The 16,426-nt window shown below is 62.0% G+C and carries 16 protein-coding genes and 1 pseudogene; all 17 read right to left on the reverse strand.

Annotation, left to right across the window (positions count from 1 at the left end; genetic code table 11):
* Positions 1–51 precede the first annotated feature (51 nt).
* Positions 52–1,374: a flagellar biosynthesis protein FlhF gene (flhF, locus tag LIX93_RS19650; RefSeq protein ID WP_226505730.1), complete on the reverse strand. Its 1,323-nt coding sequence runs from the start codon at positions 1,372–1,374 to the stop codon at positions 52–54.
* Between the two features lie 12 nt (positions 1,375–1,386).
* Positions 1,387–3,516, reverse strand: a complete 2,130-nt coding sequence (gene flhA, locus LIX93_RS19655; protein ID WP_226505731.1) for a flagellar biosynthesis protein FlhA — start codon at positions 3,514–3,516, stop codon at positions 1,387–1,389.
* A 108-nt stretch (positions 3,517–3,624) separates the two neighbouring features.
* A complete protein-coding gene (gene flhB / locus LIX93_RS19660) occupies positions 3,625–4,785 on the reverse strand; it encodes a flagellar biosynthesis protein FlhB (RefSeq protein WP_226505732.1) in 1,161 nt (386 codons plus the stop codon).
* A 3-nt stretch (positions 4,786–4,788) separates the two neighbouring features.
* Positions 4,789–5,565 carry a flagellar biosynthetic protein FliR gene (gene fliR / locus LIX93_RS19665; protein ID WP_226505733.1) on the reverse strand — a complete coding sequence of 259 codons (777 nt, stop codon included), beginning with the start codon at positions 5,563–5,565 and terminating at the stop codon, positions 4,789–4,791.
* A 6-nt stretch (positions 5,566–5,571) separates the two neighbouring features.
* Positions 5,572–5,841, reverse strand: a complete 270-nt coding sequence (gene fliQ, locus LIX93_RS19670) for a flagellar biosynthesis protein FliQ (RefSeq protein WP_226505734.1) — start codon at positions 5,839–5,841, stop codon at positions 5,572–5,574.
* Between the two features lie 30 nt (positions 5,842–5,871).
* Entirely contained in the window at positions 5,872–6,624 is a 753-nt protein-coding gene (gene fliP / locus LIX93_RS19675; RefSeq protein WP_226505735.1) for a flagellar type III secretion system pore protein FliP, read from the reverse strand.
* Positions 6,624–7,100, reverse strand: coding sequence for a flagellar biosynthetic protein FliO (fliO, locus tag LIX93_RS19680; RefSeq protein WP_226505736.1), 477 nt, complete (start codon positions 7,098–7,100; stop codon positions 6,624–6,626). The genes fliP and fliO overlap by 1 nt, the downstream gene beginning before the upstream one ends.
* Positions 7,100–7,567, reverse strand: a complete 468-nt coding sequence (fliN, locus tag LIX93_RS19685) for a flagellar motor switch protein FliN (protein WP_226505737.1) — start codon at positions 7,565–7,567, stop codon at positions 7,100–7,102. The genes fliO and fliN overlap by 1 nt, the downstream gene beginning before the upstream one ends.
* 53 nt (positions 7,568–7,620) lie before the next feature.
* The gene (fliM, locus tag LIX93_RS19690) at positions 7,621–8,589 is read right to left on the reverse strand and encodes a flagellar motor switch protein FliM (RefSeq protein WP_226505738.1); all 969 of its coding nucleotides are present in this window, start codon (positions 8,587–8,589) and stop codon (positions 7,621–7,623) included.
* Positions 8,590–8,598: 9 nt separating this feature from the next.
* Positions 8,599–9,108, reverse strand: coding sequence for a flagellar basal body-associated protein FliL (gene fliL, locus LIX93_RS19695; protein WP_226505739.1), 510 nt, complete (start codon positions 9,106–9,108; stop codon positions 8,599–8,601).
* Between the two features lie 198 nt (positions 9,109–9,306).
* A complete protein-coding gene (locus tag LIX93_RS19700; RefSeq protein WP_226505740.1) occupies positions 9,307–10,824 on the reverse strand; it encodes a flagellar hook-length control protein FliK in 1,518 nt (505 codons plus the stop codon).
* 84 nt (positions 10,825–10,908) lie between these two features.
* Positions 10,909–11,265 carry an Hpt domain-containing protein gene (locus LIX93_RS19705; protein ID WP_226505741.1) on the reverse strand — a complete coding sequence of 119 codons (357 nt, stop codon included), beginning with the start codon at positions 11,263–11,265 and terminating at the stop codon, positions 10,909–10,911.
* A 62-nt stretch (positions 11,266–11,327) separates the two neighbouring features.
* The gene (locus LIX93_RS19710; protein ID WP_226505973.1) at positions 11,328–13,037 is read right to left on the reverse strand and encodes a fused response regulator/phosphatase; all 1,710 of its coding nucleotides are present in this window, start codon (positions 13,035–13,037) and stop codon (positions 11,328–11,330) included.
* A 2-nt stretch (positions 13,038–13,039) separates the two neighbouring features.
* Positions 13,040–13,348 carry an STAS domain-containing protein gene (locus LIX93_RS19715; RefSeq protein ID WP_226505742.1) on the reverse strand — a complete coding sequence of 103 codons (309 nt, stop codon included), beginning with the start codon at positions 13,346–13,348 and terminating at the stop codon, positions 13,040–13,042.
* A gap of 106 nt (positions 13,349–13,454) precedes the next feature.
* The gene (gene fliJ, locus LIX93_RS19720) at positions 13,455–13,904 is read right to left on the reverse strand and encodes a flagellar export protein FliJ (protein ID WP_226505743.1); all 450 of its coding nucleotides are present in this window, start codon (positions 13,902–13,904) and stop codon (positions 13,455–13,457) included.
* Positions 13,905–13,910: 6 nt separating this feature from the next.
* On the reverse strand, positions 13,911–15,269 hold the full coding sequence (gene fliI, locus LIX93_RS19725) for a flagellar protein export ATPase FliI (protein WP_226505744.1): 1,359 nt from the start codon (positions 15,267–15,269) through the stop codon (positions 13,911–13,913).
* Positions 15,270–15,561: 292 nt separating this feature from the next.
* Positions 15,562–16,302 (reverse strand): annotated as a pseudogene (fliH, locus tag LIX93_RS19730) (flagellar assembly protein FliH); the annotation flags it as partial.
* Positions 16,303–16,426: the final 124 nt, after the last annotated feature.

Raw genomic sequence — 16,426 nt, forward strand, 5'->3', positions numbered from 1 at the left:
TGGCAGACCATCGATGCAGGTGGATTGCAACGTTTTCATTGTTTGTTTACCTCAACCCGCGCGCTTGCCGGGGCTGTGGTAGAGATCAGCGAACATATCGGCCATGGCCTCTTCGCTGGGCTCCTCTTGCATTTGCATGTTCACCGCGCGGGTGACCAATTGATGTTTGCGCGGCAAATGCAGGTCATCCGGGATGCGCGGGCCATCAGTCAGATAGGCCACGGGCAAGGCGTGGTGGATGGCCAGGCTCAACACCTCGCCCAGGCTGGCGCTTTCGTCCAGCTTGGTGAGGATGCAGCCCGACAGGCCACAACGCTTGTAACTGTGATAGGCCGCGGTCAGCACCTGCTTCTGGCTGGTGGTAGCCAGCACCAGGTAATTGCGCGCCTTGATGCCACGACCGGCGAGGCTCTCCAGTTGCAGGCGCAGGGCCGGGTCGCTGGCTTGCAGGCCGGCGGTGTCGATCAACACCACGCGCTTGCGCAACAGCGGCTCAAGCGCCTGTCCCAGGGATTGCCCAGGATCGACGTGGGTCACCGAGACATTGAGAATGCGCCCCAGCGTCTTGAGTTGCTCCTGTGCACCGATACGAAAGCTGTCCATGCTCACCAGTGCAATGTTCTGCGCGCCGTACTTGAGGACGTAACGGGCGGCCAGCTTGGCCAGGGTGGTGGTCTTGCCCATGCCGGCAGGGCCGACCATGGCGATCACACCGCCCTCTTCCAGAGGCTCGACTTCAGGGGTGACGATCATCCGGGTCAGGTGCGCGAGCAGCATGCGCCAGGCCTGACGGGGTTCTTCGATATCGGCGGTGAGCGCGAGCAGGTCGCGCGACAACGGGCCGCTGAGGCCGATGCGCTGCAGGCGGCGCCAGAGGTTGGCCTGCTGCGGACGGCTGCCCTGCAGTTGGGTCCAGGCCAACGAGCCAAGTTGCACTTCGAGCAGTTCGCGCAGGCCGTTGAGCTCCGAGCGCATGGAGTCGAACAGGCGCTGGTCGACCCCAGGCTGGGCTGGCGCGACAGGCGCCGCCGGACGCGCAGGCTCTTCGAAACGCGCTTCGATCAATGGCTCGGCCGCCGTCAGCGGCAGCCCGGCAAACAGCTGACGATTGGTGTGCGCAGGGCTCTCGCCACGCTGGCCGAGTTCCGCCTGAGCGGTAACGATGCGCGACTGGGTCTTGCGCAGCTCGTCTTCGAGCTCGACGTTAGGCACCCGCGGCGCCAGCGCCGAGAGCTTGTAATCCAGCGCGGCAGTCAGTTCCACACCGCCGGCGATCCGACGGTTGCCGATGATCGCGGCTTCGGCGCCCAGCTCGTCACGGACCAGTTTCATGGCCTGACGCATATCGGCTGCGAAAAAACGCTTAACTTGCATAACCCATCACCCTCAGCCGTTGGGCCCTACTGTCGCGACGATCGTAACTTGCTTGTTGTCAGGAATTTCCTGATACGCCAGTACATGTAAATTCGGAACCGCCAACCGGCCAAAGCGCGACAACATCGCTCGTACCGGCCCGGCCACCAGCAGAATCGCCGGCTGGCCTTGCATTTCTTGACGCTGGCAGGCGTCGATCAGCGAACGCTGGAGTTTCTCTGCCATGCTTGGCTCCAGCAAAACGCCGTCTTCCTGACCCATTCCAGCCTTCTGCAGACTATTGAGCAAAATCTGTTCCAACCTTGGCTCCAAGGTGATAACTGGCAACTCCGACTCAATGCCCACAATGCTTTGCACGATGGCGCGGGACAATCCGACGCGCACCGCAGCGACCAGCGCGCCGGTATCTTGACTCCGACCCGCGTTGTTGGCGATGGCTTCGGCAATGCTGCGGATATCGCGCACAGGCACCTGTTCAGCGAGCAAAGCCTGCAGGACCTTGAGCAAGGACGACAGCGACAGCACGCCGGGTACCAGCTCCTCGGCCAGCTTGGGCGAGCCCTTGCCCAGCACTTGCAGCAGTTGCTGGACTTCTTCGTGCCCGATCAATTCATGGGCGTGCTTTTGCAGAATCTGGTTCAGGTGTGTGGCCACTACAGTACTGGCATCGACGACAGTGTACCCCAATGACTGCGCCTGGCTACGCAAACTGAGTTCGATCCACACCGCGTCCAGGCCAAAAGCCGGATCCTTGGCGTTGATACCGTTGAGCGTACCGAACACCTGGCCGGGGTTGATTGCCAGCTCGCGATCAGGATAGATCTCCGCTTCGGCGAGGATCACGCCCATCAAGGTCAGGCGGTAGGCGCTGGGCGCCAGGTCGAGGTTGTCGCGAATATGCACGGTCGGCATGAGGAAACCCAGGTCCTGGGAGAGCTTCTTGCGCACCCCCTTGATCCGTGCCAGCAGTTGCCCACCCTGGTTGCGGTCCACCAGCGGGATCAACCGGTAGCCCACTTCCAGGCCAATCATGTCGATGGGCGTGACGTCGTCCCAGCCCAGCTCCTTGGTTTCCTGATTGCGCGTCGGCGATGGCAGCAAGTCTTGTTGACGCTGCGCCTCTATGACCAGCAACTCTTTGACTTCATTCTGTTTTTTCCACAACAGGTAGGCACCACCGGCCGCCACGGCCGCCAGGCTGATAAACGCGACGTGGGGCATGCCGGGCACCGAGCCCATGATCAGCATCAACCCCGCCGAGACCGCCAGGGCCTTGGGCGACGCAAACATCTGCCGGGTGATCTGCTTGCCCATTTCTTCCGAGCCGGAGGCCCGGGTCACCATGATCGCGGCGGCAGTGGACAACAGCAGCGATGGCAACTGCGCCACCAAACCGTCACCGATGGTCAACAGTGCATAGACCTTGCCGGCATCGGCGAAGGTCAAGCCGTGCTGGAACATGCCCACGGCCATGCCGCCAAGCAGGTTGATGAAGAGGATCAAGAGGCCGGCGACGGCGTCACCGCGGACGAACTTGCTGGCACCGTCCATCGAGCCATAAAACTCGGCCTCGGCAGCGACCTCGGAACGACGGGCCTTGGCACCCGCCTGGTCGATCAAGCCGGCATTGAGGTCGGCGTCGATGGCCATCTGCTTGCCGGGCATGGCATCGAGGGTGAAACGCGCACTCACCTCGGAAATCCGCCCGGCGCCCTTGGTCACGACCACGAAGTTGATGATCATGAGGATCGCGAACACCACGATACCGACCACATAGTTGCCGCCGATCACCACCTCGCCAAACGCCTGGATCACCTTGCCCGCCGCCTCGTGGCCCGTATGCCCGTGAAGCATGACGACCCGTGTCGACGCGACGTTGAGCGCCAGGCGCAAGAGTGTCGCCACTAGCAGAATGGTCGGGAACACGGCGAAATCGAGCGGGCGCATGGCATACACGCACACCAGCAGGACGACGATGGACAGCGCGATGTTGAAGGTGAAGAACACGTCCAGGAGGAACGGCGGCACCGGCAGCATCATCATGGCCAGCATCACCAGCAGCAACAACGGTACGCCGATGTTGCCGCGGCTCAGGCCGACGATGTTGCTGCGGGCGGTGTTGATAAGTTGGGAACGGTCCACCGGTCTTCCTCATGATCGCAAGCAAACTTTTGACGCCTGGGCGGGCGCAATAGTGCTTGTGCAAGAAGCCTTCCAACTTTCGAAACCGCTAAAAAACCCCTGCGGGAGTCAAGGAAGATCAGCGTCATCCGGATCGGCGTCTCGCTTGAGATCCTCTGGAATCGGCAGGTCGTCGAGGGGTTTGGGGCGCTTGCCGCGGCCAGCGCGGTACTGGCGAATCTGATAGACGTACGCCAGCACCTGGGCCACCGCCAGGTAGAGGCCGGCGGGGATCTGCGTATCGACTTCGGTGGAGTAGTAGATAGACCGCGCCAGGGCCGGCGACTCCAGCAGTTGAATCTCGTGCGCCACGGCGATTTCGCGGATCTTCAGGGCCACGAAATCCGTGCCCTTGGCCAGCAGTACCGGCGCCCCGCCCTGCTCCGGATCGTACTTGAGCGCTACCGCATAGTGGGTCGGGTTGGTGATGATCACGTCGGCCGTCGGCACGTTGGCCATCATGCGCCGCTGCGAGGCTTCGCGCTGCAGCTGACGGATGCGGCCCTTGACCTCGGGCCGCCCCTCGGCGTCCTTGTACTCGTCGCGCACTTCCTGCTTGGTCATCAACAGTTTCTGACGGCCCTGGTAGATCTGGATCGGCACATCGATCGCGGCGACGATCAACAGCCCGGCGGCCATCCACAGCGCGCTCCAGCCCACTACCTGGACGCTATGGATGATGGCCTGCTCCAACGGCTCCTTGCCGATCGCCAGCAACTGCGCCTGATCCCTGCGCAGCACCTGCAAAGCCACCAGCAGAATCACGGCAAACTTGCCCATCGCCTTGATCAGCTCGATCAAGGCGTTGATCGAGAACATGCGCTTGATGCCGCTCAGCGGGTTCATGCGGCTGAACTTGGGCGCCATCCCGCCTGGCGCGAACAACCAGCCACCCAGCGCCAACGGACTCAGCAGGGATGCCAACAACAGCACTACCAGGATCGGCTGGGTGGCCATATACGCGTCCTTGGCGGCCTGCAGCAGAAATATCTGCATATAGCGCTGATCCATAATCACTTCGCGCGGCAGGGTGAAACTCTTCTGCATCAAGGTCACGAAGGTCTGCGCCAGGGCGCCGCCGTAGGTCAGGATGGCGCCGGTCCCCGCCAGCATCACCGCAACGGTATTGAGCTCCTTGGAGCGAATGACCTCACCTTGTTCGCGCGAGTCGCGCTTGCGTTTGTCTGTGGGGTCTTCTGTCTTGTCGCCGCCGCTCTCGCTCTCTGCCATGGCTCATTGCGCCCTGATCATGCCGCGCAGCCACTGCAACGCGTCGGCGGCAATCGGCTGATACTGACTAAGAAGATCGGCCATGCTGATCCACAGGATCACCATGCCCATCACCAGGATCAGCGGAAAGCCGATCGAAAAGATGTTCAACTGCGGCGCAGCCTTGGTCATCACCCCGAAGCAGATGTTGACCACCAGGAGCGCCGTGATCGCCGGCAGCACCAACATCAGCGCGGCGCCCAGCACCCAGCCCATGCGCAGCACCAGCTCCCAGAGGTTGTTGGTGAACAGTGCGTGGCCTACGGGCAGGGTCGTGAAACTCTCGGTCAGTACCTCGAACACCACCAGATGGCCGTTCATCGACAGGAACAACAGCGTCACCAGCATGGTGAAAAACTGCCCGACTACCGCCGACGACACGCCGTTAGTGGGGTCGATCATGGACGCGAACGACATGCCCATCTGCACCGCCAGGATCTGCCCGGCGATGGCGAACACCTGAAACAGCATCTGCAGCGACAAGCCCATCATCGCCCCGACGATGATCTGCTCAGCGATCAGCAGCATGCCGCTCGGGTCCAGCGGATTGACCTGCGGCATCGGCGGCAACCCCGGCACGATGCACACGGTAATGGCCACCGCGAGGTACAGGCGGATACGCCGCGAAACGGTATTGGCACCGAAGATCGGCATGGTGGTCAGCAGCGCGGCCACGCGGAACAGCGGCAGGATGAAGGTCGCCACCCAGGTGCTGATCTGCAGATCGGTCAGTTGCAGCACTGCGGGTCAGCCAATCAACTGCGGGATGCTGGTGTACAGGCGCGTGATGTAGTCCATGAAGGTCTGCACCACCCAGGGCCCGCCGACGATGACGGTCACCAGCATCACCAGCAGGCGCGGCAGAAAGCCCAGGGTCTGCTCGTTGATTTGCGTGGCGGCCTGGAACATCGCCACGATCAGCCCGACGATCAAGCTGGGCAAGACCGAAAAGGACACCATCACCACGGTCAGCCACAGGGCATCGCGAAACAGGTCAAGCGCGACTTCTGGAGTCATGGGGCGATTCTCCTGCAATCGGCAATGGCGTCAGACACCGCCGAAACTGCCAGCCAAGGTACCAATGATCAGGGCCCAGCCGTCGACCAGCACGAACAGCATGATCTTGAACGGCAACGAGATGATCAGCGGCGACAGCATCATCATGCCCATGGCCATGAGGATACTGGCGATCACCAGGTCGATGACGAGGAACGGAATGAAGATCATGAAACCGATCTGAAACGCCGTCTTGAGCTCAGAGATCACGAACGCCGGGACTATGATGGTCAAGGGTGCCTGATCCGGCCCGATGATGTCGGTGCGCTTGGACAAGCGCACGAACAGGTCAAGATCACTCTGCCGGGTTTGCGCCAGCATGAAATCCTTCAACGGCACCTGGGCCTTGGCCAAGGCATCCTGGGCGCTCATCTTCTCGGCCATGTAGGGCTGCAAGGCGTCGGTGTTCACGCGGTCGAACACCGGCGCCATGATGAACAGGGTCAGGAACAGCGCCATGCCGGTCAGCAACTGGTTGGAAGGTGTCTGCTGCAGGCCCAGGGCCTGACGCAAGATGGAGAAGACGATGATGATCCGCGTGAAGCTGGTCATCAACATGACGCCCGCCGGGATGAAGCTCAGCGCGGTCATGATCAGCAAAATCTGCAGGCTGACCGAATATTCCTGCTGGCCGTTGGCACCGTTGGACAGGGTGATGGCCGGGATCGACAGCGGATCGGCGGCCAGCGCCATAGGCGCCACGACCACCAGCAACAGCGTCAAGAGGATGCGCACGGCGCCCATTACTTCTTATCCTTCTGATCCTTGCCCAGCAGTTCCATCAGGCGCTGGGCGAATTCGGGCGCAGCCTGCTCGCTGCGAGCGGGGCTGCGCACGGGCTCCTTCATGACATGCAGCGAAGTGATCCGGCCCGGGCTGACCCCCAGCAGGACCTGCTCGTCGCCAATCTGTACCAGCACCAGGCGGTCGCGCGGCCCCAGTGCCCGCGCACTGACGATATCGATGACCTGCCCACCCCGAGGCGCGGCCTGCTGGACACGGCGGACCACCCAGGCCAGGGCAACGATCACCGCCAGGACCACCAGCAGCCCGAGCATCAGCTGGGTCAACTGCCCGGCCATACTGCCGCCGGTTGCAGCCGCCACCGTAGCGGCAGGCCCCGCGGCCCCAGGACCCGCTTCGTTGATTGCCGGCGCCCCGACGGTGGCGGCCAGAGCCGACAACGGCAGAACGGCGAGCGCCATCAGCCAGCGCTTCATCAGCGCAGCTTCTTGATACGTTCGCTGGGGCTGATCACGTCCGTCAGGCGGATGCCGAACTTCTCGTTGACCACCACCACCTCGCCATGGGCGATCAAGGTGCCGTTGACCAGCACGTCGAGGGGTTCGCCGGCCAGACGATCGAGTTCGATCACCGAGCCCTGGTTGAGTTGCAGCAGGTTGCGGATGTTGATCTCGGTGGCGCCAACCTCCATGGAGATGGTCACCGGGATATCCAGGATCACGTCCAGGTTGGGGCCTTCAAGGCTCACCGTGTGGCTCGCCTTGGGCATGGAACCGAACTCTTCCATGGGCAAGCGCGTGCCCTGTGGCTTGGACGCAGCATCGGCCGCCAGCAGCGCATCGATATCGCCCTGACCACCGTCACCGGATTCACCCAGGGCCGCGGCCCATTCATCGGCAAGCGCCTGGTCTTCCGCGGAGGTTATTTCGTTTTCGTCAGCCATGAGGGTCCTCGACAGGCAAAAATTCAGTGATTACAGGCCGCATAACGCGCTGTTCAGCGGCGCTCTATCGGCTCGATGACTTGCAGTGCCAGGTGGCCCTTGTGGGACCCCAGCTTGGCCTTGAACGACGGCACGCCATTGGCGCGCAGGACCAGTTCATCCGGCAGTTCTATCGGGATCACGTCGCCCGGCTGCATGTGCAGGATATCCCGCAGCTTGAGCTGGCGACGCGCTACGGTGGCGCCCAACGGCACGCTCACATCCAGCACGTCTTCACGCAGGGCTTTGCTCCAGCGCTCGTCCTGATCGTCGAGATCGGACTGGAAACCGGCATCGAGCATTTCGCGCACCGGCTCGATCATCGAGTACGGCATGGTCACGTGCAGATCGCCGCCACCGCCATCTAGCTCGATGTGGAATGTAGACACCACCACCGCCTCACTAGGACCGACAATGTTGGCCATGGCCGGGTTCACTTCAGAGTTGATGTACTCGAAGTTGAGATCCATGATCGCCTGCCACGCTTCTTTCATGTCGACGAAAACCTGGTCGAGCACCATGCGCACGACGCGCAGCTCGGTGGGCGTGAATTCACGGCCTTCGATCTTGGCGTGACGGCCATCGCCACCGAAAAAGTTGTCCACCAGCTTGAATACCAGCTTGGCGTCGAGGATGAACAGCCCGGTCCCGCGCAGGGGCTTGATCTTGACCAGGTTAAGGCTGGTGGGTACGTACAGCGAATGCACGTACTCGCCGAATTTCATCACCTGCACGCCACCCACCGCCACATCGGCGGACCGGCGCAGCATGTTGAACATGCTGATGCGGGTGTAGCGGGCGAACCGTTCATTGATCATCTCGAGGGTCGGCATCCGCCCCCGCACGATACGATCCTGGCTGGTCAGGTCGTAGCTTTTGACCGAGCCGGGTTCGCCATTGCTTTCGGTTTGAACCAGGCCATCGTCGACGCCATGCAAAAGCGCGTCGATTTCATCCTGGGAGAGCAGATCCTGCACGGCCATGTCGTGCTCCTACTGCAATACGAAATTGGTGAACAGCAACTGATCGACGACCAGCTTGCCGACTTCCTTTTGCGCCACTTCCTGCACACTCGCGGTGGCTTTCTGACGCAACATCTCCTGGCCGATCGGCGTTGCCAGTGCATCGAAACTCTGCCCCGAGAACAGCATCACGAGGTTGTTGCGGATCACCGGCATATGCACCTTGAGGGCATCCAGGCCGGCTTGATCGCGGGTCATCAGGGTGATGCTGACCTGCAGATAGCGCTGCCGACCATTCTGATCGAGGTTGACCACAAACGCCGGTGACAGCGCTTCATAGATAGCCGGCGCCTTGCCGGCCGGGGTCGTCGCCACGGCGGGATGGTCGTCTGGCTTGGCCATGGATTTGTGCAGGAAGAACCAGGTGCCGCCCACCGAGCCACCAATGACCACCAACATGGCGACAACGATGATGATGATGAACTTGAGTTTGCCTTTGCCTTTGACTGCGGGGTCTTTCGCTTCTTCGCTCTGCGCCATGCCAATAATCCGTCGCTAATCGGTTTTAAACTACCGCACGATTAGGGGAGAGCAAGTGTTATGCCAGAAGTCTGATTGGAGGTGTCAAAGACGACATGAATGGGGTGCAGCAGATGGCCTCTTCGCGCGCAGAACTCGCTGCCACAGGTACACAGAGGCGCCTGTGGCAGCGGGCACTGCCCGCGAAGGGGGTAGACATCAAGCGTAGTAATCCACCGCGCTGGTACCGATCACCGAGGTGCTGTGGATAACGGACGAGGCATCGCTGACCGTGACGTCGCTGTCCACGCCATCGCTGCGACCCAGGCGCCCGCCGCTGCCGCCGGAAGTCTGTTGAGCCTGAGGCTGGCCGCTTTGCTGCTGTTGACGCGACTGGTCGGACACATTGACGTCCATCTGACCGAGCCCCTGTTGGGCGAACATCTCCTTGAGGCGCCCTTGCTGGTTTTCCAGTGCCTCGCGCACGCCCACGTGGGCGCTCATGAAGGTCACTTGGGTCTGCTGGTCACTGTTCATGGTGACCTTGATGTCCAGGCGCCCCAGCTCGGCCGGCGACAACTGAATGTCGGCGGACTTGAGATTCTGGCTCGAAAGGTACATCACCCGGTTGACCACGCCTTCGGTCCAGCCCGACTGGTTCATGGCCAGAGGAGATGCCGGCGGTGTGGCGGGTGCACTGCTCACCGACTTGCCGGTGGCTTGGGTCAAGGCACTCAGGCGATCGCCAAAGTTTGTGGCGCCGGTATCACCGATACCGCCCTTGATGCCCTTGACGCCCTCCTCGGTGGTAGCCGCGCCCAAGCCCTTGTCACCGCTGCCGGCTTTGCCTTCAGCGCCAGCCTGTTGCTGGATCAGCGTGGTGAGGCCGGCGGCGGCAGCATTGTCGTCAGCCTGCTGGGTGCCATTGGCTGCCTGGTTGTTATCGGCCGCGTGAGCGGAGGTCGTGCCCTGAGCCTTGGCATTCTGCTCAAGGGCCAGGCGCAAAGCCGGCATGTCGGCGAGGGGATCGGCGTTCGGATCGAAATCGTCGTCCGACTTGCTGGCGTCCTTGGCCGCATCTTTGGCCGCAGTGGTTTGCGGCGCGACCATCGCCAGCAGGTTCGGGTCCACGGCAGGGGTCGTTGCAGCAGGCGCAGCAGCGGTCGCCAGCGGATCAACCGCTGGCTTGAGCAACGTAGCAGGATCGACCGCAGGGTCCGTGGCTTTGGCAAGGGCGTCATCCGCCTTGGCATCATCGCTGGCCGCCGCTTCATCGGCCTTGTCGCTCTTGGTCGCCTTGGCATCACCGGCCTTGGCCGTGGCGTCCTGATCCTGATCCTTGTCTTTGTCCTTGCTGGCGACCTTCTTGTCATTGCCTTTGGTGCTGTCGACCTTGTTGTTGTCTACCTTGGTGCTGTCAACCTTGTTGTCGTCAGTCGCCGGCTTGGCCTTGGCAGGCAGATCCTTGCCGCTATCGGCAACGACGGGCTTGGCCGGATCGGGCTGGCTGGCAAACGACGACTTGTTGGCGGCCGCATTGGCCAGCTTGTCGGAATAGGCCTGGGCAGCGTCAGCTTTTTGTGCGTAGTCAGCCTGGCTCTGGCGTGAATACACCGAAGCAAAGCTGTCAGCGCCTGAGGGCGCAGCTTCCTGTGGCTTGCTGGACAGCAAGGCATTGGCGGCGGACGTCTGGTTGGTAGACGCAGTTTGCAGTAATGGATTTGAGGCAACAGGCATGGGAAGGTCTCCGCTGCGCGGCAATCAGTGGCACAGATAGCAGAGACAAAGCAAAAGCCGGGCCAATACGCCCGGCTCGGGCGATCAGGCGGAATATCGCTCGCGTTCACGCTCGTAGACGGGCTTCACTTCACCGAATTCATGATCGATTTCGCGAATCAATTGCTGGATGTCGCCACCATTTGGCTGATTGGCGCATTGCTCGAGTCGGGAACACAACTGCGCCAGCACGAGCGCGCCCATATTGCTGCTGCTGCCCTTGAAGCTGTGTGCCGCTTGGCTGATCGCCTGGGGGTCGGAGGCCGCCTGCAATGCCAGGAGGCGATGCTGGGAGTCACTGAGAAAGGTGTCAAGCAGTGCCGGGTATTCATCTTCCATGACCTCCTGCAGCGCGGACAGCACTTTCTCGTCGACATGGGGATGGGTTGCTGATTCGGTCATCACTTGTTCGCTCCTTGATCAAGCTGGGTATTGGGCATACCGCCAGCTGGAGAATCACCGGTTCAATTGCCGACCGGACGCTGCCAGGAAAATTCGACACATACACTGCGCCCGTCCTCAGCCCAGACTGCATGCTCGCTGAGCTGCCGGACCAGGCTCATCCCTCGCCCGGACAGCCCCTGAGACGGTGTGGGACGAGCCAGTATCTCGGGTACATCGAAACCATTACCGCTGTCTTCGACGCGAATGGTCAGCCTACCACCGCCCTGCGCATCCGGCGATACCCGCAACTGCAGGCGGATGAAGCCTTCGGCCAATGCGTCGAGGCGCTCGTTGCGCTGACGGTAATATTGCGCAAACCCCTGAGCGTCCCGCTTGAGCGCAGAGTCCAGGCCCAACACACCATGCTCCAGCGCATTGGAGTATAGCTCGGTCAACACGCTATAGAGAGCGCCACTCTGAACTCGCAGACCATGCACCTCTTGCAGCGACTGCAGCAAGTTGGGCAGCGGGTTGAAGCGACGCAACGTTTCCCCACGATATTCAAAAGCGGCCGACCAGTCCAGCGGACTCGACTGGCCGCTGTCGGAAAAAATCACCGGGGTGTGCGGCAAGCTGGCCGTCTCGACCACGAAAATCTGCACCATGCTGACGTCGTCCCGTGATTCGCCACGGAATTCGTCGAGCGCGCTCTGTATTTCCTCGAACAACCGATGCGGCCAGCGGTTGTTGCTCAATACGGTATCGAGCCGCTCGGCTCCGAACAATTGGTCCTCGCCGTTGGCGGTGTCGATCACGCCATCGGACAGCAGGAACAATTGGTCGCCCTGACTGAGCGAGTGCACCTCGGTCTTGTCGTTGAAGCTCTGGCGCGATAGTACGCCCAGGGGCAGATGGCGCGATTGCAGCGCGATGCGCTCGCCGCCCTGGCAGAGAATGTAGCCGTCCGGCAGCCCGCCGTTCCAGACCTCCACCTGCAAGCGCTGGAAGCTGACATTGAGCATCGTGGCGCAGCAGAACATGTCCACCGGCAAGATGCGCTTGAGCTTGGCGTTCATCTCCCGCAGGATTTCCGCCAGGCCGTAGCCCTTGGCGGTCATGCCATAGAACACTTCGGCCACCGGCATGGCACCGACGGCCGCCGGCAAGCCATGGCCGGTAAAATCGCCGAGCAGCACGTGCATGTCGCCCGACGGGGTGAACGAGGCCAGCAGCAGGTCGCCGTTGAACAAGGCATAGGGCGACTGCATGTAACGAATGTTCAGCGAGCTGAGGCAACCGGAGTGGGCGATCTGATCGAACACCGCCTTGGCAACTCGCTGCTCGTTGAGCAGGTATTCATGGTGCTGGGAGATCTGGTTGCGCTGCTCCAGAACCGTGGCCTGCAGGCGTCGCAGGCGATCCATGGCGGTGATCTTGGCGGCCAGTATCACCTGGTTGTAGGGCTTGGCCAGAAAATCGTCGCCGCCGGCTTCAAGGCAGGCTACCAGTGCCTGTTCTTCGGTCATGGACGTCAGGAAGATGATCGGTACCAGCTCTTCGCCAGCCATGGCCTTGATCCGCCGCGCCGCTTCGAAGCCATCCATCACCGGCATCATCGCGTCGAGCAGTACAAGCTGCGGACGCTGGGTTTCGAATACCCGCACCGCTTCTTCACCGTTCTCGGCCTGCACCACGTAATGGCCCTGCCGGCGGACGATAGAGGATAACAACATGCGATCGGTCATGTTGTCGTCGGCGATCAACACCGTCAGCGGGTCGGGCTTGGGCAGGATCAAGAGATGTTGAACAGCTTGTCGAAATTGGAGATGCCGAGGATCTTGCGTACATCGGGAGTGCTGTGGATAACCTGCACCTGGGCGTGATCGCCACCCGCATGATCACGCAACAGCAACAGCATGCCCAAAGCGGAACTGTCGAGGTAGTTCGTATCCTTGAGATTGATGATGAACTTCGCCGGCTTGGGGTGAACCCTTTCATAAGCATCACGAAACGCCTGATGGGCGCCAAAGTCGAAGCGTCCCCTGATCTCGATGGTCAATGTTTTCCCATCTTCAGAAGGTTTGGCAGTTACATCGGTCATGGGATATTCCTTCAGGATTATTGCCAATACTGACAAAGGTTTAGCATCGCCACACGCCTCCAGCAACCCCGGCGGGCGGTAAAAAAATGTTTATCTCGTCGCGGCCTCAGTATTGCTCACGTTGCGGCAGGCGCTGCGCCAGTTCATCGAGCAATCGCTGTTCGCGTCGATCCTCGAGCCGCCGCGCTTCTTCAGCATAGCGCAGCACCAGCTTGCGCAGGCCCTCGACGCGCGCATAGGCCTTTTGCCACACGACCCGGGCGCCGTTGAGGTTGCCCTGGTGCCACGCCAGGCTCTTGTGCTGCTGGGCCACGGCGGTTTCAAGCTGATTGAGGAAGCGCTGATAGTTCATCAGCCACTGCCCGGAGACGCCGCGGCTACCGTGGGTCATCCATTGCTGCTGATAGTCGCTGCGAAATTTTTCCAGCTCCGCGAGCTTGGCGTGAGACAGGTTGACCTGGCCCTGAAAATGCCCCATCCGCTGCGCCGCTTTTTTCTCGACGCTCTCGGCCATTTCCACTACGGGCGCCAGACGCGCCGCTCGACTCATCGCCATGGTCTATCAGCCTGGCGCCACAGGATTGAACACGGCAGCGAGGCGGTCGCTACTGTCCTGCAGGCTTTCGTTTTCCTGTAGACCCTGGCGCAGGTAGCGCACCAACGTGGGCTGCAGCGCGATCGCCAGGTCGGTCTCGCGATCACCGCCGGCCACGTAGGCGCCGACGCTGATCAAATCGCGGCTCTGTTGATAACGCGACCACAGCTGCTTGAACTGCTGAGCCTGGGTCATGTGCTGCGGGCTGACCACCGAGGGCATGACCCGACTGATCGAGGCCTCGATGTCGATGGCCGGGTAATGCCCCTCCTCGGCCAGGCGACGGGACAGCACGATATGGCCGTCGAGTACGCCACGCGCCGAGTCGGCGATGGGGTCCTGCTGATCGTCGCCCTCGGACAGTACGGTATAGAACGCCGTGATCGAGCCGCCCCCTGCCTCGGCGTTGCCAGCACGTTCCACCAGCTTGGGCAGTTTGGCAAACACCGACGGTGGATAGCCCTTGGTCGCCGGCGGCTCGCCGATGGCCAGGGCGATTTCGCGCTGAGCCTGGGCAAAACGGGTCAAGGAGTCCATCAGCAACAAGACGTTCTTGCCCTTGTCGCGGAAATACTCGGCAATACGCGTGCAATACATGGCGGCCCGCAGCCGCATCAGCGGCGCATCGTCCGCTGGCGAAGCGACTACCACGGAGCGCTTGAGACCTTCGGGGCCGAGGCTGTGCTCGATGAATTCCTTGACCTCCCGGCCCCGCTCGCCGATCAGCCCGACCACGATGATGTCGGCCTCGGTAAAGCGCGTCATCATGCCGAGCAGCACACTCTTGCCCACCCCGGTACCGGCGAACAGGCCCAGGCGCTGGCCGCGACCGACGGTGAGCAAGCCGTTGATCGAGCGGATGCCCACGTCCAGCGGCTGGCTGATGGGGTCGCGCTTGAGCGGGTTGATGGTCGGGCCATCCATCGGCACCCAGTCTTCGGCCTTCATCCCGCCCTTGCCGTCGAGCGCGCGGCCGGCACCGTCAAGCACCCGCCCGAGCATGGTCATGCCCATGGGCAGGCGGCCGGTATCGGCCAATGGCACTACGCGGGCGCCCGGCGCGATGCCGGCGACGCTGCCCACCGGCATCAGAAACACCTTGCTGCCGGAAAAGCCCATGACCTCGGCCTCGACCTCGACGGCGTCGTAACTGACATCGTTGATCACCCGGCAGCGGCTACCCATGGCGGCCCGCAGGCCCTCGGCTTCAAGGGTCAGGCCGACCATGCGCAGCAGCCGTCCTTCGACGACTGGCTGGCGTGGCAGATCGATGGCCTGTGGATAACTCGACAGGCGCTTGACGAAGCTGGTGCGATTAAGATGCATCGCTCGGCTCCGGCGGTTTGTCTTTGGCCCTGGCCTTGGATCGGGTCGGCGGCTCGTCGTCGACGGGGTCGTCCAGCTCGACTTCAAGCTGCGCCAGATCGGCGGCCAACTCAGCGTCAGCGTCAGCGTCGGATTCCGCTACGGGCTGCGCCACGCTCAGCTCGCTGTCGGGCTCGGGCGCGTGCACCGGCTCGGGGTCAGCCACAGGCTCGGCGACAGGCGCCTGTCGAGCCTGGGCTGCAGCCGCCTTGACTTGCGCCTGGTGCTGCAAATGCTGGGCCTCCACTGCGCCAAGGTCGACATCGGTATCCGACTCGGCAGGGTGCATGCCCTGCTCGTGCAATTGCCCGAACATCATGGCGATGGCCTGGGTGATGCGCGTCTCGATAGCGGCATCGATACGGCTGTGCTCGGTCTCGACGCGGCAGCCGCCGGGCAGCAGCGCCGGGTCTTCGAGGATCCGCCAGGTTTCCTCATGGCGCTCGCGCAACGCCTTGACCTGCACGAAGTCCTGAGGATTGACGAAGATCCGCACATTGTTGGCCCCCATGGGCAGCAACTTCAGCGACTCACGCAATACTGTTTCGATCTGGCTGGAGTCGATAGTGAGTTCGCGCTGGATGACTTCGCGGGCAATGTGCCCGACCAGCTCCACCATGGACTTCTCGATCTGGGCATCCTGCTCGGCGATGGGCAAGAACAGGTGCACCATGACTTGTTCGAGCGTGGCCAGTTTGGCCGCAAGGGCGACCTCGGCCTCTTGGCGAACCTTGATCTGGGTGCTGTGAAAACCCTCGCGCTCACCCACCGCGAAGCCCTCGTTGTAGGCCTCCTGGCGGATGCTTTCGAGTTCTTCAAGGGTCAGCGGCTGGACTTCATCGAGGGGGACTTCTTCGATCTCCTCGATCACCACGGGCTCAGGTTCTGGCTCGGGCAATTCGGGGTCAAAACTGGGCAGAGACCAGACGTCGACCCCACGCAGGTCTTCTGCGCGGATCAGTTCACTGGCGGTTTCATTGGTGGGGCGCGACATGCTTATATCCTGATGCTCGATTAGGGCCCGATGAAAGCGAAACCTGTGGGAGCGGACTTGCGCGTCCGGCGGCCAGGGCCGCAGGCCTTTTGAGCGCTTCGCCGCCGGACGCGCAAGCCCGCTT

The sequence above is a fragment of the Pseudomonas sp. MWU16-30317 genome (assembly GCF_020515695.1).
Lineage (GTDB): Bacteria > Pseudomonadota > Gammaproteobacteria > Pseudomonadales > Pseudomonadaceae > Aquipseudomonas.